This is a genomic window from Nonomuraea thailandensis (assembly GCF_024172165.1).
Lineage (GTDB): Bacteria > Actinomycetota > Actinomycetes > Streptosporangiales > Streptosporangiaceae > Nonomuraea > Nonomuraea thailandensis.
Genome location: NZ_JAMZEB010000002.1, coordinates 8,396,689 through 8,415,304, shown reverse-complemented (window position 1 = coordinate 8,415,304; position 18,616 = coordinate 8,396,689). Strand labels below are relative to the sequence as shown.

Sequence of the window (18,616 nt, the reverse complement as noted above, 5' to 3'; positions counted from 1 at the left end):
TCACTCGCTCACCGTGACGTAACGCCAGTCGTCCTCGCGGCTGCGCCGGTCGTCGAGCCGCACCTCGACCCCGGGCAGCGCCGCCGTCAGGCGCTGCGCCATCGCCTCGCTCAGGTAGTTGTGGTGCAGGTCGAGCCGGCGCAGGTGGGTCAGCGGCTGGCCGCTGAGCAGCGCCTCGGCGCCCTCGTCACCGATCGAGCCCATCGACAGGCTCAGCGCCTCCAGCCGGGCCACGACGGGCGCGGCGGCGACGGCGGCGGCCAGCTCGTCGGCGAACGGGCTGTTCTGCAGGCCCAGGTAACGCAGGCCGGGCAGCCGCTGCCCGCTCAGGATGCCGGCGCAGTCGTTCACCGTCGAGTCGCCGCCGTAGTCCTCGACGCCGAACCACAGCTCCAGGTGCTCCAGCGCGGGCAGGTCGCTGGTCCCGAGCCCGCGCACGACCTGCCCGGGCAGGCCGCCGGTCTCGAACCTGAGCACCCGCAGGCTCTCGTGCCGCGTCGGCGAGAAGGCCAGCCCCGAGCCGCCCCGCACCTCCAGCCGCTCCAGCTTCGGGAAGGCCTCCAGCAGCGGGGTGACGTCGGTCTGCTGGATCCAGGAGATCTCCGACTGCTCCCAGGTCATCGCGCCGAGGAACACCGAGCGCAGCTCGGGCAGCCGGTCGGCGTTCCCGGCCAGGCGGGCGAGGATGGGCGCGCTGTCGGTGTCGTAGCAGTCCTCCCACTCGCCGATCACGATGGCCTTGACCTTCTCCGTGTCGACATTGTCGAAGAACCAGTCGAAACTTTCGGAGATCTCCTCGAACTCGTCCCCCTCGCAGGCGCTCAGGCGCCAGGCGACCGCGCCGGCGTCCGGGTGGGGCTCCTCCTCGTCGAGGGGCGGGACCGCCACCGGCAGCCCGGTGTAGGTCTCGTGATAGTCCTCGCTGTTCGTCGGCTGTATGTCGAAGATCACGGATGGTCCTAGGGTCGGGGGGTTCGGCGGCTCCTGTCCTACCAGATCCACCCGACATTTCCCGATCTATCCCATGAAAAGTGGGCGCCCCCAGTGGCCGGCCGGAGCGACACCGGGCAGGCGCCCCCCAGTCACCCCTTGAGGTTGTCGGCCAGCAGGTCGAGCAGGGGCTCGCGGCGTACGCACCGCTCCAGCAGGAACGAGTCGGCCAGCACGAGCAGCTCGTCGTCACCGAGCCCGCGGAACAGCCCGGCGTACTCCGGCAGCAGCGCCTGCGCCAGCAGGATGTGCCTGATCAGATCGTCGGTCTGGTAGCGCGCGCCCCACGGATAGGGGCGCCACTCGGGGAACTCCGTCTCGACCAGCGCGTGCAGCGGGGCCAGCGCCTCGGCCGACTCCTCCATCGTCGAGCCCCAGCGGTCCGCGCCGAGCCGCCGCTTCTTGGCGATGAAGCCGCCGAACCGCTCCAGGTACGGCTCCGAGACGTGGACCAGCCCCTGCAACCCCACGTCCTTGTACGTCCAGAGCGACCAGCCCGCCCCCTGCTCGTCGTAGATCGCGAGCTGGTCGCGCAGGATCTGGTACCGCTGCCGGTCCACGGCCGGGTCCCCGGTGTAGACGGGCCCGAACTCGCCCACCCACAGCGGCGTGCCCGTCTCGCGCTGGAAGCGGGAACGCTTGGCGAACGTGCGCTCCAGCTCGGCCCGGTCGCACCACTCGCCGCGGGTGTACCCCGGGTAGGGGCCGCCGTGGGCGAACCCGGCCAGCGCGTAGTCGTGCATGACGAAGACGGTGTTCTCATACACCTCACGAAATATCGAGAAATCGGTGGAGTAGGTGTTGCCGTCCAGGAACAGGACGTGCCGCGGGTCGGCGGCCCTGATCGCCTTGACCAGCCGGTCGTAGAACGGGCCGATCGCCTTGCCCGACACGTCGCCCGGCTCGTTGACCGGGTTGTAGCCGGCCACCCAGGGATGGTCGCGGTAGTGGTCGGCGATGACCTCCCACAGGCGTACCGCCCGGTCCTGGAAATGCCGGTGCTGCCAGAACGCGGCCACGTGGGTGGGGTTGTCGGAGTGCCAGTGCTGGTTCTGGGCGCCGGGCAGCGCGTGCAGGTCGATCACGCTGTAGACGCCGTGCTCGCCCAGCAGGCCGATCACCCGGTCCAGGTGACGGAATCCGCGCTCGTCGATCTCCATGGGGCGCTCGTCGCACTCCCAGTGGCGGTAGTTGACCGGGATGCGCACGCAGTTCATGCCCAGCCCGGCCAGCAGCGCGGCGTCCTGCTCGGTGAAGAACGAGGTCAGCAGCCGGTCGAAGAACAGCTCGGCCCGGTCGTCGCCGAGCACGGAGCGCACCGCCTCCCGCATGGAGCTCTCGTTGGCCGGGAAGCCGGTGATGAAGTTCTCCATGTTCATCCAGCCCCCGAGACCCACCCCCCGCAGCCGTACCGGCGTGTCGTCGTCCGTCACGAGATGGGTTCCGGACACGTGCAGCATGGAGTCACCCCTTCGTCGCACCCGCGGTGAGCCCACCGACCAGGTGACGTTCCGCTATGGCGTAGAACCCGAGCGCGGGCACCATGGCCAGGATGAGATAGGCCAGGATGCGGGCGGTGTCGGAGGCGTACTGGCCCTGGAACTGCTGGATGCCCAGCGGCAGCGTCCAGCTCGCCTCCTCGCTGAACACCACCAGCGGGAGCATGAAGTTGTTCCAGCTCCCCACGATGGCCAGCACCGAGACGGTGGCGATGGCGGGCCTGGCCATCGGCAGCAGGATCCGCCAGAAGAAGCCGAACGGCGAGCACCCGTCGATCGTGGCCGCCTCCTCGATCTCGCCCGGGATGCTGCGGAAGAAGCCGCGCAGGATGATGATCGTCAGCGGCAGGCCGAAGGCGGCCTGCGTGAGGATCACCCCGAGCGGGTTGTCCAGCAGCCCGAACGTGCGCAGCAGCACGAAGATGGGCAGGATCGCCACCGCGAACGGGAACATCAGCCCCGCGGTGAACAGCGTGAAGTACAACTCCCTGCCGCGGAAGGCGAACCGGGCGAACACGAACGCCGCCAGCGCCGACAGCGCGACCGTCACCACGGTCGTGACGACGGCGATGAACGTGCTGTTCCACACCTGCCGCCAGAACGAGCCGGAGGCCAGCACGTCGGTGTAGTTCGCGGTGATCCACTCGCTCGGCAGGCCGAACGGGTTCCCGGACAGCTCGCTGTTGTCCTTGAAGCCGCCGAGCAGCGCGTAGAAGACCGGGATGACCATGAACACGCCGACGATGATCGCGATCACGTGCAGGGGCAGCGTGTTGCGCCGCCGCTTGAGCGGCTTCTTGTGGCTCACGGCCGGCCTCCTTGGGAGGTCACTGCGCCCTCCAGGTCGCGGCGCATCACGAACCGCTGGTAGACGAGGGCGAAGACGAGGCTGAGCGCGAACATCACGACGCTGATCGCGCTGGCGTAGCCGACCTGGGAGCGCTTGAAGCCCCAGTCCATCATGGTGACGGCCATCGTCTCCGAGGAGTGCGAGGGCCCGCCGCCGGTCAGGATCCAGACCAGGTCGAAGAGCTGGATGGTGTAGATGACGGACAGGAAGATGCTGATCCGGATCGTCGGGCCGAGCAGCGGCAGCGTGACGTGCCTGAACGTCTTCCAGCCCGTCGCGCCGTCGATCTGGGCGGCCTCGACGAGCTCGTTCGGGATGTTCTGCCGGCCCGCGAGATAGATCATCATGTGGAAGCCGAAGTACTTCCAGGTCATGACCAGGAAGAGCGACGGCATCACGGTGTCGGGGTCGGCCAGCCACTCCGACTCCCAGCCGATCACCGACAGCAGCTGGTTCGCCATGCCCGAGTCGGGCGAGAGGATCAGCGAGAACAGCACGCCCGTGATGACCTCGGACAACACGTACGGCGCGAAGAACAGCACGCGGTAGAGCGCCCGGCCGCGCATGCGCTGGTTCAGCAGCATGGCGATGGCCAGCGAGAACGGCAGCTGCACGCAGATCGACAGCAGCACCAGCACCAGCAGGTGCCACAGGTCCTGGGCGAAGATCTCGCTGCTGAACAGCCGGGTGAAGTTGTCCACCCCGATGAAGTTGGTGGGCAGGCCGCCGAAGCCGTTCCAGCGGAACACGCTCGCGTACAGGGCCACCAGCATCGGGGCCACGACCAGCATGGCGAAGAGCACCAGTGCGGGCAGCAGGAACAGGGCGATCGTCACCCAGCGGCCACGGCGTCGGGCGGCAGGCGCGGGGGCCGGAAGCTGGAGAGCCTCCGGCCCTTTCGTGAGCGTCGTCATCCGGCTTCGCTCTTGGCCACTTCGCTGATGTCCGCCCCGACCTCTTCGGGCGTCTTCGTACCGGCGATCAGCTCGGCCACGCTGTCGTTGACCTGCTGGCCGACGGCCGGCGGGTAGGCCTGGTCCAGGTAGAGCTGGTAGCCGCTGGCGCCGGCCAGCAGCGTCGCCACCTGCTTGAGGTTCGGGTCCTTGACCGCGCTCTCCTCGCCCTTGAGCACCGGCAGCACGCCGCCGGACTCCACGGCCTTGGAGTGGTTGCCCATCTCGGTCATGAACTTGACGAAGTCCACGGCCTCCTTGGGCGCGTCCGCGCCGACGGTCAGGCCGCCGCCACCGCCGAACGCGTCACCGATCGAGCCCTTGCCGCCCTCGACCGCGGGGAACGGGAAGAAGCCGAGGTCGTCACCGAGACCCTTGCCCGCGTCGTTCTGCACGCTCGGCGCCCACTGGCCCATCAGCTCCATGGCCGCCTTGCCGTTGCTCACCGTGGCGGACTGGCCGTCCGGGGTGGAGTACGCGGCGCCCAGGAAGCCCTTCTGGAACGGCTGCAGGTCCGCCAGCGCCTTGACCTGCTGGCCGGCGGTCACGAAGTCGGGCTTGGTGAAGTCGTGGTCGACGGCCGCCTGCTTGAGCGCGTCCAGGCCGGCGATGCGCAGGGCGAGGTAGGCCCAGTAGTAGTGGCCGGGCCACTTCTCCTTACCGGCCAGGGCGATCGGGGTGATGCCCGCGGCCTTGAGCTTCTTGACGTCCTCCAGGAACGCCGACCAGGTGGCGGGCGGCTCCGTGATGCCTGCCTTCTCGAAAAGTTTCTTGTTGTACCAGAAACCCACCAGCCCGATGTCGGTCGGCAGGCCGTACGTCTTGCCGTCCAGCTGGTACGCGCTCAGCGCCGCGGGCGTGAAGCTCGGCAGCACGTCGGCGACGTCGGTGGAGATGTCCTTGACCACGCCGGCGTCGATCTGCTGCTTGAGCACGCCGCCGCCCCACGAGGCGAAGACGTCGGGGGCGTTGCCCGACTGCGTGATCGTGGTGAGCTTGGCCTTGTACGCCTCGTTCTCCAGGACGGTGGCCTTGATCGTGACGTTCGGGTTCTTGGCCTCGAACTCCTTGGCGCGCTGCGCCCAGAGCGACTTGAGCGGTTCGGCGGTCGAGAGGTGCCACCACTCCAGCGTCACCTTGGCGGGCGCGCCGCCCGCGCTCTGCTGAGGTGCTGCCTCTCCGCCTCCGCCACCGCAGCCGGCCAGGAGCACCGCCGCCGCGACCAACACGAGAGTGCGTTTCATGGGGTCCCTTCCTCAGCGATAGTCGAAAGTTTCGTGAACCCCCCGATAATTTCTTTGGCGCGATCGTAGGTAAACGCCATGTAAAGCGTCAACACCTCGACCGGGAGCGATCCCAAACCGAAACTTTCGGATACACTCCCGATTTGTGTCAGCGAAGAGGCGGGTGACGATCGCACTGATCGCGGAGGAGGCCGGGGTCTCCATACCGACGGTCTCGAAGGTCATCAACGGGCGTCCGGAGGTCGCTCCGGCGACCCGCCACAGGGTCGAACGGCTGCTGCAGGAGCATGGCTACCAGCGGCGCATCAGCCAGGACGACACCCCGGCCGGCCTGGTGGACCTGGTCTTCGCGGAGATCGAGTCGCCCTGGGCCATGGAAATCGTCCGAGGGGCGGAGAGCGCCGCCCACGACGCCGGCGCGAGCGTCGTCATCTCGGTCCTGCACACGCACGCGGGGCCGGGCCGTGACTGGCTCGAACGCCTGGCGGCCCGGCGCACGGACGGCGTGGTGATAGTCGCCTCGCGACTCTCGACCGGCATCCAGGCCCAGCTCAGCGCGCGATCCCTGCCGTTCGCCGTGGTGGACCCGGAAGGCGAGCCCGCACCCGGCGTCATCTCGGTCGGCGCCACCAACTGGAACGGCGGCCTGGCGGCCACCCGGCACCTGCTGGAGCTCGGGCACCGCCGCATCGGCATGATCAGCGGCCCCGCCGACATGTTGTGCAGCCAGGCACGCATAGACGGTTACCGGGCGGCCCTGGAAACAGCCGGCCTCCCGGTCGTCCCCGAGCTGATCAGGCGTGGCACGTTCCTCGTGGAGTCCGGCCACGACCAGGGCCACGCTCTCCTCTCCCTCCCCGAGCCCCCCACGGCGATCTTCGCGGGAAGCGACCTGATGGCGTTCGGCGTCTTCGAGGCGGCCAGGCAGCGCGGCCTGCGCGTGCCCGAGGACCTGAGCGTGGTCGGCTTCGACGACCTGCCCCTGGCCAAGTCGGCCTGGCCACCGCTGACGACCGTCCGCCAGCCGCTGCAGGAGATGGCGGCCCTGGCTACGCGGACGGTGCTGGCGATGGGGCATGGGGAGGTGCCGGAGACGAAGCGGGTGGAACTGGCCACGGAGCTCATCGTCCGGGACAGCACGGCTCGGTACGAGTAGCCCCCTTCGCCCCCACCCGTTGCCCGTTGACGGGGCCGGCCGTTGTCGCCCGCCCCGAAAGGGCTTCGCGTGGGGGCGCTTCGCGCCGTGAGGCTCAGACGTTCCTGATTTCGGGCGCCTGCGGCGCACCCCGAGACGGCCAGGTCCTAGCGGCCGAGCTTGTCCAGCTCGCCGAGATCCTCATCGGACAGCGACAACCCCGCCCCGGCGACGTTCTCCCGCAGATGCGTCACCGAAGAGGTGCCAGGAATGAGCAGAATGTTCGGCGACCGACGCAGCAACCAGGCCAGCGCCACGGACATCGGCGTCGCCTGCAACCGAGCAGCCACCGCCGACAGCGCCGAGGACTGGAGCGGGCTGAAGCCGCCGAGCGGAAAGAAGGGCACGTACGCGACCCCCTGCTCGGCGAGCCCGTCGATCAGCTCGTCATCCTGACGGTAGGCGAGGTTGTACATGTTCTGCACGCACACGATCGGCGCGATCGCCTGCGCCTGCGCGACCTGTTCCGCCGTCGCGTTGCTCACTCCGAGGTGCCGGATCAGCCCCTGCTGCTGAAGCTCGACGAGCGCCTCGAACGGCTCGGCGAGCGAGCCCGGCCGAGGTCCCTGGGCGTCGCCGAGCCGGAGATTGACCAGGTCGAGCACGTCGAGCCCGAGGGATTCGAGGTTCTCGTGAACGGAGCGGCGAACGTCTTCGGGCCGCCGGGCAGGAGGCCAGCCGCCCTGCTGGTCGCGGTTCGCGCCGACCTTGGTCACGATGTGCAGCGCGCCGGGGTACGGGTGCAGCGCCTCCCGGATCAGCCGGTTGGTGACGCGCGGCCCGTAGGCGTCGCTGGTGTCGATATGGGTGATGCCGAGGCCGACGGCCTCCCGGAGGACGGCGAGTGCGCCGTCGTGGTCGGCCGGCGGGCCCATCACGCCGGGGCCGGCGAGCTGCATGGCGCCGTAGCCGAACCGGGTGACGGTCAGGCCGCCCAGCGCCCAGGTGCCGCCGGGAAGCTCAGGGGGATAAGTGCTCATCCTCTGCCTTCAGGTGAGAGTGGTGCCTATCGGTTCGTTGCTTCAGTATGGAGAGGTAACTTCCTGACAGGAAGTACGCACTTCGGAGTGCGTAAGACACCGGCGGGTGAGAGGAGCGGTCGATGGCGACGACGACGGCGGCCCAGAAGAGGGCACAGGGCAAGGCGGAATATGACGCCTTCATGGCGGCATGCCCGAGCCGCAAGCTGCTCGACCGCATCTCCAACAAGTGGGTCACGCTGATCCTGGCCGCGCTCGGCAGCGACGGCTCGCCTCAGCAGGACGCCGGCTGCGCGGGAGGCCCCCGGCCGATGCGTTACTCGGAGCTGTCCCGCCTGCTGGCCGGCGTCAGCCAGAAGATGCTCACGCAGACGCTGCGCTCCCTGGAACGCGACGGCCTCATCACGCGCACCGTGACGCCGACCGTGCCCGTCACGGTCTCCTACGAGCTGACCGGCCTCGGCCTCTCCCTGCACCACATGATGCGCGGCATCAAGGGCTGGGCCGAGACGAACATGGACGACGTGCTCGCCAACCGTGAGGCGTACGACTCCCGCGTCACCTGAACAGGTCAGTGGAAGTAGGACTTGCGCGAATCCACCCCGGTCCGGCTGGCGATGCAGCGGTAGAACCGCACCCCGTCCTCGAACTGGGACTGCGACGGCGGCATCACGTCCGCCTTCCACTGCGCGGCCGCGAGGTCGCGGGCCGTGCCGGTCCTGGTGGACAGCAGGACCGTGCGGCTGCAGACCTTCTTCACGGTCGGGTGCCTGGCGAGGTCCTGCTGGACGTACGTCTCGGCGTCCTTCGGGATGGGGGCGACCGCGAACGTCTCCCACGAGTGGGACTCCTCGCAGCCCAGCCGCCTGGCCTTGGTGTCGCCCACGATGATGACGAGGCCGCCCCAGCACTCCGCCTCCCGCACGCACGCCGCACCGGCGCCCTTGATCTTCGCGGCGGGGCAGTTCTCGGTGTACGTGTCCAGGCCCGTGAAGACGCCGGGCTCCTCCTTCTGCGGAGTCGTGGCGGCGGTGGTGGGGCCGGCGGCCTCCTGCTCGTCCTTGGCAGGGGGCTGCTGGATGACCTGGGTGTAGACGAACACGCCCGCGCCGGCCACGATCACCAGCGACAGGGCGGCGATGATCGCGACCAGGACCTTGTTGACGCCGTGCGGCGCCGCCGGCGGCCTGGTGACCGGCTCGTGCGGGGGGTTGGTGGGCTGCGATGGCGCCAGGTGAGCCGGGGGTTGCGAAGGCGCCAGGGGAGCCGGGGTGAAGGGCGCCGAGTGGCGTCCCGGCGACGGGGCGGGGGGCGAGGGGTGGCCTGATGGCGAGGGGTGGCCCGAGAGCACGGGTGGCGGGGTGGAGGCGTGGGCGTGGCGGCCTGAGGGGGCGGACGGGGGGAGAGGGACGGCGGACAGCTCGTCGCGCAGGGCCGCCGCGCTCGGGGTGCGTTGCCACGGGTCACTGGCCAGGGCGCGGCGGAGGACGGCGGTCAGCTCCGGCGGCACGCCGGGGATGTCGGGGACGGGCAGGCGGTGCAGGGCGAGGATCATCGCCAGGTTGGGGACGCCGCTCTCCGGGAAGCGGGGCGGGCGGCCGGACAGCAGCGCGTAGACGGTGGCCGCCAGCGCGTACACGTCGCCCGCGGGTGACGGCTCGGCCAGCTCGAACGCCTCGGGCGGGGCGTAGGAGGGGGTCAGCGACTCGCGGGTGACCGAGGCGTCGGGGCCGGACGCGGGCATGGTGGCCAGGCCGAAGTCCGACAGGGCCACCTGGCCGTACCGGTTGAGCAGGATGTTGGCCGGTTTGACGTCGCGGTGCAGCACGCCCTGCGCGTGTGCGGCGGCGAGCGCGTCGGCGATGCGTGCGCCGACGTCCCTGGCGTCGGCGGGGGAGAGCGTGCGGCCGGCCAGCGAGCCGCCGGGGCACAGCTCCAGCACCATGTACGGCCGCCCGTCCGGCAGCAGCCCCGCGTCGTAGACGGGCACCACGTGCGGATGGCCGGACAGCGCGCCGGCCGCTGTCACCTCTCGCAGGAAGCGGCGCCTGTCGCGTTCGGACAGCAGCACCCGGTTGTCGACCTTGAGCGCCACCTCACGGCCGACGGCCGATTGCAGGGCGAGGTAGACCACGCCGAAGCCGCCCTGGCCGAGTACGCCCTTGATCTCGTAGCCCGGGACCGATAATTCCGACACGCGATGGAAGCGTACACGTGTGCGGTCAGGGGGCAGGCGGGAGTTCGCGGAGTAGCTCGCGCAGGCGGGCGGCGTACGCGCGGGGGTGGGTGAGGTTGCCGTTGTGGCCGCCGGGCAGCAGGGCGACCTCGGTGCGCAGGAGCGCGGCCAGCTCGTCCGCGCAGCGGCGGTCGAAGACGGCGGCAGGGGTGGTGAGACCGGCGGCGGGCAGGACGCGGGTGCGGCAGCCGGTCAGGTCGAGGTCGTCCTCGATGACGGCGTGGAAGTCGTGGCGGATGAAGAAGTCGAAGTTCGCCCGCCGCCGGGCGGTCATGGGCTGCGGGGTGAGGCCGGGCTCGGCGCCGCCGCCCGCGCCGGGCGGGGTGAGGCCGGGCCCGGCGCCGCCGCCGGCACCGGGCGGGGTGATGCCGAGCACCCGGGCCACCTCCTTGAGCGCGGCGGGGAGGCCGGACTCGAGGTAGAGGGCGCGGATCTCGGCCAGCTCCGTCCGGTGCCGGTCGCGTTCGGCGGCGGGCAGCAGCCAGGGTGAGACGGGCTCGTGCGCGATGAGCAGGCTGAGCTGCTCCGGGTGGCGCATGGCCAGGTGGAGGCCGATGGAGGCGCCCAGGCTCTGGCCGAGCATGATGACGGGCCGGTCGGTGAGGTGGGCCAGCAGCCGGTGCACGTCGTCGGCGTGCTGCCGGACGCTCGCCGCCGTCCCGGTGCTGCGGCTGAGGCCGCGGCGGTCGTAGGTGATCACGGTGTGGTCGCCGGTGAGGTGATCGACCAGGTCGACGCTCCGGTCGGCGTCGCCCTCGCCGCTCTGGGCGATCAGCAGGAACGGCCCGGCGCCGCGGACCTGGTAGTGGAGGTCGGCATCGTGGACGCGCAACATCGTCATGCCGCGACCCTAATGCATCAGAAATGATGCATCAAATTTGATGGATTACTTCCGGAGCTGAGGGATGAGCCGGTCGGCCAGTTCCTCCAGCGCGGCCACGGTCTCGCGGACCCGCTGCGGGTCGTCCGTGCCCAGCGCCGCGGCGAGCGCGTCGTCGATGGGGGTGTCGCGCACCCGCGTCACCCGCTCCGACACCTCGGGCGCCTCGCGGATGATCGTGCGGCGGCGGTCCCGGGGATCGGTCTCCGCGATCACGGCGCCCGCGGTGCGCAACCGCCCGATGGCCGCGGACACGGCGCTCTGCGGCAGCCCCGTACGGGTGGCGATCTCGCCCACCGTCGTCTCGGGGTGGGCACGCAGGTCGCTCACGACGATCAGGACGGTGCGGGCACTCGTGGCCTGGTCGCCGATCCCCTCGGACGGCATCGCCTCTTCGCCGATCTTCATCAGCGCCCGGCCCAGCAGGAACAGTTCGACCCCATTCACGCTACGCAACATACCCGCAGGGCTCGATAGGGTCGGGTGACGTGACGACGGAGTTGGAGTGCCTTGCCGGGCGGCTGCGCGAGTTCGCGCGGGTCAGGGAGTGGGAGCGGTTCCACACGCCGAAGAACCTGGCGATGGCGCTGGCGGGCGAGGTCGGGGAGCTGGTGGCGGAGTTCCAGTGGCTCACGGCGGAGGAGTCGCGCGACCCCGATCCCGAGACGCTCGCCAGGATGCGCACCGAGCTGGGCGACGTCACCCTCTACCTGGTCCGGCTGGCGGACGTCCTGGGCGTGGACCTGCTGGAGGCGGCGCGGGCCAAGCTCGACGACAACGAGCGCCGCTACGACGCCGAGCTGTATCGCGGGTCCGCCAGGAAGGCCCCGCCGTCCTGACGATCGCGGGCACCGCGGGAGTCTGCCGTGACGAGCTGTAGATCTTGGGCTGCCGTGATCGGCGCATGAGACGCATGGGCGTCGCGCTGGTGGTGGCCGGGCTGCTGAGCGTCACGATTCCCGGCGGTGCCGTGCACGCGGCTCCCGAGGCCGGGTCCCCCGGCCGAGACGGTTCCACGCCATCATGAGGTTCACCTCGAAGGGCGGCGGTGAGGCCGACACCATGACGATGAACATCATCTATCGGGACTGGGGAAAACCGGTCGGGATCACGGCCCCGCCCGAGCGTCTCCTCACCGACGAGCTGTGACCGCCGACCCCGTCGCCGTCCTGCCGTTTGTCGGACGCTTCTCGTAGGGTGACGTGCATGCGATTTGGGGTGCTTGGCCCGCTGGCCGTCTGGACCGACGCCGGGGAGACCGTCACGATTCCCGGTCTCAAGGTCCGGGCGCTCCTCGTGGACCTGCTCGTCCACGAGGGTCACCCGGTGTCGGTCGACCGGCTGGTCGACGACCTGTGGGGCGCCGAGCCGCCGGCCAACCCGGCGGGCGCGCTGCAGGTGCGCGTCTCGCAGCTGCGCAAGGCGTTCGAGGACGCCGAGCCCGGCGGCAAGAACCTCGTGGTCTCCCGCGCCCCCGGCTACCTGCTGCGCGCCGACGAGGGCGCCGTGGACGCCGTGCGCTTCGCCGGCCTGCTGGCCAGGGCCGAGGCCACCGACAGCCCGCGGACCAAGGCCGGGCTGCTGGCCGACGCGCTGGCGTTGTGGCGGGGGCCCGCGTACGCGGACTTCGCCGACGAGGAGCACACCAGGTCGGCCATCCACCGCCTGGAGGAGCAGCGGCTGTCGGCGCTGGAGCAGCACGCCGAGGCGCGGCTGGAGCTGGGCGAGCACGGGCTGCTCGTGGGCGAGCTGGGCGACCTGGTCGACCGGCACCCGCTCAGGGAGCGGCTGCGCGCCGTGCACATGCGGGCCCTGTACCGCGCGGGGCGGCAGAGCGAGGCGCTGGCCAGCTTCGGCGAGCTGCGCGAGCGGCTGGCCGACGAGCTCGGCCTCGACCCCGGGCCCGAGCTGGTCGCGCTGCACCAGGCGATCCTCGGGCAGGATCCGGCGCTGAGCGTGCCCGCCGACCGCCCCGTGACGAACCTGCCCGCCCCCGTCAGCAAGCTGATCGGCCGCGACGAGGCGCTGACCGAGGTGTGCGGGCTGGTCGAGGAGGAGCGCCTGGTCACGCTCACCGGCAGCGGCGGCGTCGGCAAGACCCGGCTCGCGCTGGAGGCGGCGAACCGCCTGCTCGACACGTTCGCCGACGGCGCCTGGCTGGTCGCGCTCGACCAGGGCCCCCGCACGCCGGCGGAGGCCGTCATGGCGGCTCTGGACATCAGGGAGGAGGCGGGCGGCGCCGTTCCCGGAGAGACCGGTCCGGCGGGGCGGCTGGTGGCCGTGCTCAGGCCGCGGCGGGCGCTGCTCGTGCTGGACAACTGCGAGCACGTCGTCGAGCAGGTCGCCGAGCTGGCCGAGGTGCTGCTGCGCAGCTGCCCCGACCTGCGCATCCTCGCGACGAGCCGGGAGCCGCTGGCCGTGGCGGGCGAGGTGTTGTGGAGCGTGCCGCCGCTCGACGTGCCCGCCGGCGCCGACCTGGCCGTCATGGCCCGCTCCGACGCCGTACGGCTCTTCGTGACCAGGGCGGCCGCCTCGGCCCGCGGCTTCCGGCTGGAGGCCGGCAACGCGCAGGCCGTCGCGCAGCTCTGCCGGCGGCTCGACGGCATCCCGCTGGCGCTGGAGCTGGCCGCGACGAGGGTGCGCGCGCTCGGCGTGCAGGGGGTGGTGGCCCGGCTGGACGACAGGTTCCGGCTGCTCGCCTCGGGGCAGCGGGGAGCGCCGGCCCGCCAGCAGACGCTCACCGCGGTGATCGACTGGAGCTGGGACCTGCTGCAGGAGGAGGAGCGCGTCGTCCTGCGCCGCCTGGCCGTGCACGTCGACGGCTGCACGCTGGAGGCCGCCGAGTCCGTCTGCGACGGCGCGGACCACCTCGACGTGCTGGACCTGCTGGCCCGGCTCGTGGACCGTTCGCTGGTGGTGGTCGTGGACGCGCCCACCGGCGTCCGCTACCGCCTGCTGGAGTCGGTGTCGGAGTACTGCCGGGCCAGGATGTCCGACGCGGGCGAGCTCGACGCCGTCCACCAGGCGCACCTGCGCCACTACCTCGACCTCGCCGTACGTGCGGAGCCGGCCCTGCACGGGCCGGAGCAGCGTGACTGGCTGCTGCGCCTGGACGCGGAGGCCGCCAACATGCGGGCGGCCCTCGACACGGCGGCGGCCCGCGGCGACGCGTACGGCGCGGCCCGGCTGGTGAACGCGCTGGCCTGGTACTGGTTCCTGCGCGGCCGGCTGGCGGAGGGCAGGCGGGCCATGGCGCAGGCACTGGCCGTTCCCGGGCAGGACGCCGGGCCGGTGCGGGCCAGGGCGGCGGCCTGGGAGGCCGGGTTCGCCCTCTGCCTAGGCGAGCAGCCCGACTGGCGGCCCGTCCTCGACGCGGTCGAGGACCCGGGGGAGCGCGCCAGGGCCAGGCTCTTCGTCGGGCTGCACGTGGACGACATGCCGGCCGGGCAGGAGCAGACGGAGCTGGCGCTGGCCACGTTCAGGGAGATCGGCGACCGGTGGGGCATCGCCGCCGCGCTCACCCGGCAGGCCATGGACGCGTTCACGGTGCGCGACCATGAGGCGATCGAGCGGATCGCGGGGGAGAGCGCCCGCCTGTTCACCGAGCTGGGCGACCGGTGGGGGCTGCTGCGCGCCACCGAGTGGCTGGCCTCGCTGGCCGAGATGCGGCGCGACACCGAGCAGGCGAACCGGCTGTTCGGCGAGGGGCTGCGGATGGCCGAGGAGCTGGGGCTGTGGTCCGAGGTCGCCACGCACACCGCCTGGCTGGGCTGGGTGGCGCTGGAGAGCGCCCAGTACGATCGCGCCATCGAGCTGTGCGGCAGCGCGCTGAAGCAGGCCAACGCCCAGGGCTACAGCAAGGGCGAGACCATGGCCGAGATGGGCCTGGCCTACGCCGCGCGCAGGGCGGGCCGGCTGGAGCTGGCGGAGCGGCACCTGCACCACCTGCTCGAAGGGCTGTCCCGCGACCCCGACGGCGATCCCGCGCTGCACCTGCCCGACACCCTCATCGAGCTGGGCTGGCTCACCGAGCTGCGCGGCGACCTGGCCGGGGCCATGGCGCTGCACGCGGAGGCCGTGGCGTTCGCCTGGAAGATCGGCGACCCCCGGACGACGGTCGGCGCCGTGGAGGGCGCGGCCGGCGCCGCGGGGCCCACCGAGAAGTCGGCCCTGCTGCTGGGCCTGGCGGCGGCCGCCAGGGAGGGTTACCAGCTCCCGCCGGGCAAGGCGGAGGTGGAGGACATCGAGCGCGTCACCGTGCGGGCGCGGGAGGCGCTCGGCGAGCAGGCGTTCGCGGCCGCGTTCGCGCAGGGCGGCGCCTACAAGCTGGACGACGCCCAGGGCCTGCTCTGATCCCGCACGTGGGCGGCCAGGCGGTCGAAGAACTCGATCCAGCCCGCCTTGGCACCCTCTGCGTGCTCCTGGTCGGTGTTGACCCCGTACTGGTGGAAGCGCATCTCGGTCCCGCCGCCGGCGTCGGTGAGCGTGACCGTCACGACGGACGCCGGCCCGTCACCCGGGTCGTCGGGGTCGCCGGTGGTGAAGACCAGCCGCTCCGGCGCCACCACCTCCCGGTACGTCCCGTCCAGCGTCACCTCGAACCCCTCCTCGCCCACCAGCGTGGCCCGCCAGACCCCGCCCGGCCAGGTGTCCAGCGTGATCCGGCCCACCGGCGTGGCCAGCGTCGCCGGCCCGAACCAGCGGGAGAACCGCTCGGGCTCGGTCCACGCCGCCCACACCTGCTCGCGGGGCACGTCGAAGAGACGGGTCAGTTCGTACTCGGCGGTCTGGGTCATCGTGCTGCCCTCCTTGGTGTTCATGACTCCACGGTGACCGGCCGGGCTTACGATCCCCTTCTCGCGGCCTTTAGGCGGTGGCAGTCTGGGACGCATGAGGATCATTCGCGCCGCCAGAGTGCTCACCGGCCGGCCAGGAGAAGTGATCGCGGACGGCGAGGTTCTCATCGACGGGGAGAAGATCGTCTCCGTGGGGCCGCGCGGCAGCGCGGGGGAGGCGCGGGAGGTGCTCGACCTGCCGGGTCACACGGTGCTGCCCGGCATGGTGGACGCGCACGTGCACCTGGGGTTCGACGGCAGGGTCGATCCGGTGACCAGGCGCAGCCCCGAGAGCGATCACCACCTGCTGCTGCGGATGGCCGAGAACGCCCGCAAGCTCGTCTCCGCCGGCGTCACCACCGCCCGCGACCTGGGCGGGCGCGGCTTCCTCGACGTGGTGCTGCGCGACGCCATCGAGGAGGGGCTGGCCGTCGGCCCGCACCTCGTGGTCGCCACCCGCCCGATCACCATCACCGGCGGCCACTGCTGGTACATGGGCGGCGAGGCCGACGACGAGCCCGCCATCCGCCGCGTGGCCAGGGAGAACCTGCGCGCGGGGGCCGACTGCCTCAAGGTGATGGCCTCCGGTGGCCTGATGACGCCGGGCGCGCCGCCGAGCTGGGTGCCGCAGTACAACACGGACCAGCTCCGCGTGGTCGTCCAGGAGGCCGCCACGCGCGGCAAGCACGTCGCGGCGCACGCCCACGCGCACGCCTCCATCCGGAGCTGCGTCGAGGCCGGCGTCACCACCATCGAGCACTGCACGTTCTTCACCCCGTCGGGCCACCGCTACGACTCCCGGCTCGCCGACTTCGTCGCGGCCAGCGGCACGTACGTGTGCCCGACCGTGCACGGCGTGCACGAGCGGATCGCCAAGGTGCACGGGCAGGCGATGGTCGACGCCTGGCTGGCCGGCGTGGCCGCGATGCGGGACGCGGGCATGCGGGTGATCGCGGGCACCGACGCCGGGTTCGCTGTGGGTGACATCCCCAACCGCATGGACGGGTATGTCGGGGGTCTGGAGACGTTCGCGTCGGTGGGCTACGGCAACGCGGAGGTCATCGAGCTGGCCACCGTGCTGGCCGCCGACGCCTGCGGGGTGGGCGAGGTCGCCGGCAGCCTGGATCCCGGCAAGCGCGCCGACCTCGTCGCGGTCGCGGGCGACCCGCTCGAACGCATCTCCGACCTGCGCAACCTCGCGCTCGTGCTGGTGTCGGGCCGCTCGGTCGGGCAGGCGGGCGTGGACACCGTGACCTCGTCCGTGGGCTGAACGTCTCTGGAAGGAGATCTCATGCTGCCCTGGTCCGCCGAGCCGGCCGGCCGCCTCGACCACCACGTGGTCGAGAGCGACCTGCTGCGTGGCAACCCGCTGGGGGATCCGCACGAACGGCCGCTGGTGGTGTACGTGCCGCCCGGGTACGACGACTCGCCCGGCCGCCGCTCTTCCTCCGTGTACGTGCTGCTCGGCTACACCGGGCACGTCGGCATGTGGTTCAACCGGATGCCGTTCCGCCAGCCGTACCCGGAGCTGGCCGACGCCATGTTCGCCGCAGGCGACGCGCCGCCCGCCATCGTCGTGTACGTGGACGCGTGGACCGCGCTCGGCGGCAGCCAGTACCTCGACTCGCCCGCCACCGGCCGGTACCACTCGTACCTGCGTGACGAGATCGTCCCCTTCGTGGACGGCCGCTACCGCACTCTCGCCGACCGCGACCACCGGGCCGTCACCGGCAAGTCGAGCGGCGGCTACGGGGCCATGGTGACCGCCATGCTGGCGCCCGACGTGTTCGGCGCGCTGGCCACGCACGCGGGGGACGCGCTGTTCGAGGTCTCCCACCGGCCCCGGTTCCCGGCGCTGGCGCGCCGGCTGCGCGACATGTACGACGGCTCGTACGACAAGTTCCTCGCGGACTTCCGCGGCCGCCTGGCGGGCACCAAGGAGGGGGATCTCGAACTGCTCGAGATGTACGCCTACGCGGCCGCCTACTCCGACGACGGCATCGTCCGCCTGCCGTTCGACGACGTCGGCGCGGTCGTGCCGGAGGTGTGGGAGCGGTGGCTAGCCCTCGACCCGGTCGTGATGGCCGGGGAGCCGCGCCACGCGGAGGCGCTGCGCTCGATGCGGGCGATCTGGGTGGACGCGGGCAGCCGCGACGAGTACCACCTCGACTTCGCCGCCGTGGCCTTCCGCCGGGCGCTGGAGGCGGCGGGCGTGCCGGGGGAGCGGGTGCACTTCGAGCTGTTCGAGGCCGGCCACGGGGGCATCGAATACCGCTACCCGCTCGCCCTCGCCTGGCTCTCCCACCGCCTCGCGTAGCTCCCGAGGGGTCGTGAGCAGGCCGTAGCCGCTGGTCGCGCATACCTCCGGCATACCGCCGCGCCCAAGAATGGCGGGCACGACCAACGGGAGGAACACTGTGAAGACCCTGCGCAACCTGGCCGTCGTCGCCGCCCTGGGCATGGTCGCGTCGATCGCCGCGACCCCCGCCACGGCGTCCGCCGAGGGGTACCTCGTCACCCGCTGCGCCGGCGGCGGCTACGGCATCGAGCTCAAGGTCCGGTACCTGACGAGCGCGACGAACCACGCGTTCACCCAGGTGTCCTGGCGGCTCAGCGGCGCCGTCGGCGGCGACAACACCGTCCGCGTCCACTTCGTGCAGGACGCCCAGCCGGACGTGACGTTCAAGGTGTTCAACTACACGGGCGGAAGGACGGGCATGCGGAACATCTCGGTGGTCCGGCCCAAGCCGCACCAGGTGTTCGTGAAGCTCGGCGCCCGCTTCGACACGAGCGCCTCCTCCGACCCGGGCTGCACGTCCCGGACCCGCGGCGTCTAGCTCCTGAACGCCGGCACATCCGGCCTGTTCAGCCGCCATGCCGGGTGCTGAAGAAGGGCGGCGGGCGCGGTTCGGCATACCACCGCCATACCGCCGCTCCTTACGTTCGGTTCCGCG

19 protein-coding genes are annotated in these 18,616 nt (G+C 71.6%); 9 read left to right on the top strand and 10 right to left on the bottom strand.

What is annotated here, in order from left to right:
• From HD597_RS42385 to HD597_RS42365, 5 genes are all read right to left on the bottom strand, one after another.
• Nucleotides 1-951 carry an STM4015 family protein gene (locus HD597_RS42385; RefSeq protein WP_253750865.1) on the bottom strand — a complete coding sequence of 317 codons (951 nt, stop codon included), beginning with the start codon at nt 949-951 and terminating at the stop codon, nt 1-3.
• A gap of 131 nt (nt 952-1,082) precedes the next feature.
• The gene (locus HD597_RS42380) at nt 1,083-2,450 is read right to left on the bottom strand and encodes a glycoside hydrolase family 5 protein (RefSeq protein ID WP_253750862.1); all 1,368 of its coding nucleotides are present in this window, start codon (nt 2,448-2,450) and stop codon (nt 1,083-1,085) included.
• Nucleotides 2,451-2,454: 4 nt separating this feature from the next.
• Nucleotides 2,455-3,297: a carbohydrate ABC transporter permease gene (locus HD597_RS42375; protein WP_253750859.1), complete on the bottom strand. Its 843-nt coding sequence runs from the start codon at nt 3,295-3,297 to the stop codon at nt 2,455-2,457.
• Entirely contained in the window at nt 3,294-4,175 is an 882-nt protein-coding gene (locus tag HD597_RS42370) for a carbohydrate ABC transporter permease (protein ID WP_253750856.1), read from the bottom strand. The genes HD597_RS42375 and HD597_RS42370 overlap by 4 nt, the downstream gene beginning before the upstream one ends.
• A 74-nt stretch (nt 4,176-4,249) precedes the next feature.
• Nucleotides 4,250-5,536: an extracellular solute-binding protein gene (locus HD597_RS42365; RefSeq protein ID WP_253750853.1), complete on the bottom strand. Its 1,287-nt coding sequence runs from the start codon at nt 5,534-5,536 to the stop codon at nt 4,250-4,252.
• Between the two features lie 145 nt (nt 5,537-5,681).
• Here HD597_RS42365 and HD597_RS42360 point away from each other — a divergent pair, with 145 nt between their 5' ends.
• Nucleotides 5,682-6,692, top strand: a complete 1,011-nt coding sequence (locus HD597_RS42360) for a LacI family DNA-binding transcriptional regulator (protein ID WP_253750850.1) — start codon at nt 5,682-5,684, stop codon at nt 6,690-6,692.
• Nucleotides 6,693-6,838: 146 nt separating this feature from the next.
• Here the strand turns inward: HD597_RS42360 and HD597_RS42355 are convergent, their stop codons facing one another.
• Nucleotides 6,839-7,711 (bottom strand): aldo/keto reductase family oxidoreductase, encoded by an 873-nt coding sequence (locus tag HD597_RS42355; RefSeq protein ID WP_253750847.1) that lies wholly within the window; start codon nt 7,709-7,711, stop codon nt 6,839-6,841.
• Nucleotides 7,712-7,833: 122 nt separating this feature from the next.
• Here HD597_RS42355 and HD597_RS42350 point away from each other — a divergent pair, with 122 nt between their 5' ends.
• On the top strand, nt 7,834-8,277 hold the full coding sequence (locus HD597_RS42350; protein WP_253750844.1) for a winged helix-turn-helix transcriptional regulator: 444 nt from the start codon (nt 7,834-7,836) through the stop codon (nt 8,275-8,277).
• Nucleotides 8,278-8,282: 5 nt separating this feature from the next.
• Here the strand turns inward: HD597_RS42350 and HD597_RS42345 are convergent, their stop codons facing one another.
• From HD597_RS42345 to HD597_RS42335, 3 genes are read right to left on the bottom strand one after another with little or no spacing between them, the layout of a single operon-like run.
• Entirely contained in the window at nt 8,283-9,908 is a 1,626-nt protein-coding gene (locus tag HD597_RS42345) for a serine/threonine-protein kinase (RefSeq protein WP_253750841.1), read from the bottom strand.
• A 25-nt stretch (nt 9,909-9,933) separates the two neighbouring features.
• Nucleotides 9,934-10,788 (bottom strand): alpha/beta fold hydrolase, encoded by an 855-nt coding sequence (locus HD597_RS42340; RefSeq protein ID WP_253750838.1) that lies wholly within the window; start codon nt 10,786-10,788, stop codon nt 9,934-9,936.
• Between the two features lie 45 nt (nt 10,789-10,833).
• Nucleotides 10,834-11,274, bottom strand: a complete 441-nt coding sequence (locus tag HD597_RS42335) for a MarR family winged helix-turn-helix transcriptional regulator (protein ID WP_253750835.1) — start codon at nt 11,272-11,274, stop codon at nt 10,834-10,836.
• 41 nt (nt 11,275-11,315) lie between these two features.
• On the opposite strand from HD597_RS42335, the gene HD597_RS42330 reads away from it, so the two are divergent.
• The 4 genes from HD597_RS42330 to HD597_RS42325 all read left to right on the top strand — a co-directional run bounded on the left by HD597_RS42330 (nt 11,316) and on the right by HD597_RS42325 (nt 15,180).
• On the top strand, nt 11,316-11,666 hold the full coding sequence (locus tag HD597_RS42330) for a nucleotide pyrophosphohydrolase (RefSeq protein ID WP_253750832.1): 351 nt from the start codon (nt 11,316-11,318) through the stop codon (nt 11,664-11,666).
• A 65-nt stretch (nt 11,667-11,731) separates the two neighbouring features.
• The gene (locus HD597_RS65150) at nt 11,732-11,854 is read left to right on the top strand and encodes a hypothetical protein (protein WP_276083163.1); all 123 of its coding nucleotides are present in this window, start codon (nt 11,732-11,734) and stop codon (nt 11,852-11,854) included.
• On the top strand, nt 11,851-11,976 hold the full coding sequence (locus tag HD597_RS65145; RefSeq protein WP_276083162.1) for a hypothetical protein: 126 nt from the start codon (nt 11,851-11,853) through the stop codon (nt 11,974-11,976). The genes HD597_RS65150 and HD597_RS65145 overlap by 4 nt, the downstream gene beginning before the upstream one ends.
• A 57-nt stretch (nt 11,977-12,033) precedes the next feature.
• On the top strand, nt 12,034-15,180 hold the full coding sequence (locus tag HD597_RS42325) for an AfsR/SARP family transcriptional regulator (protein WP_253750830.1): 3,147 nt from the start codon (nt 12,034-12,036) through the stop codon (nt 15,178-15,180).
• Here the strand turns inward: HD597_RS42325 and HD597_RS42320 are convergent.
• Nucleotides 15,147-15,647, bottom strand: a complete 501-nt coding sequence (locus HD597_RS42320; protein WP_253750828.1) for an SRPBCC family protein — start codon at nt 15,645-15,647, stop codon at nt 15,147-15,149. The two genes, HD597_RS42325 and HD597_RS42320, sit on opposite strands and share 34 nt — an antisense overlap.
• Before the next feature lie 70 nt (nt 15,648-15,717).
• Here HD597_RS42320 and HD597_RS42315 point away from each other — a divergent pair, with 70 nt between their 5' ends.
• From HD597_RS42315 to HD597_RS42305, 3 genes are all read left to right on the top strand, one after another.
• Complete coding sequence (locus tag HD597_RS42315) at nt 15,718-16,932, top strand: amidohydrolase family protein (protein WP_253750825.1); 1,215 nt, start codon at nt 15,718-15,720, stop codon at nt 16,930-16,932.
• A 21-nt stretch (nt 16,933-16,953) separates the two neighbouring features.
• Nucleotides 16,954-17,979 (top strand): alpha/beta hydrolase, encoded by a 1,026-nt coding sequence (locus tag HD597_RS42310; RefSeq protein ID WP_253750822.1) that lies wholly within the window; start codon nt 16,954-16,956, stop codon nt 17,977-17,979.
• Nucleotides 17,980-18,079: 100 nt separating this feature from the next.
• Entirely contained in the window at nt 18,080-18,499 is a 420-nt protein-coding gene (locus HD597_RS42305) for a hypothetical protein (RefSeq protein ID WP_253750819.1), read from the top strand.
• Nucleotides 18,500-18,616: the final 117 nt, after the last annotated feature.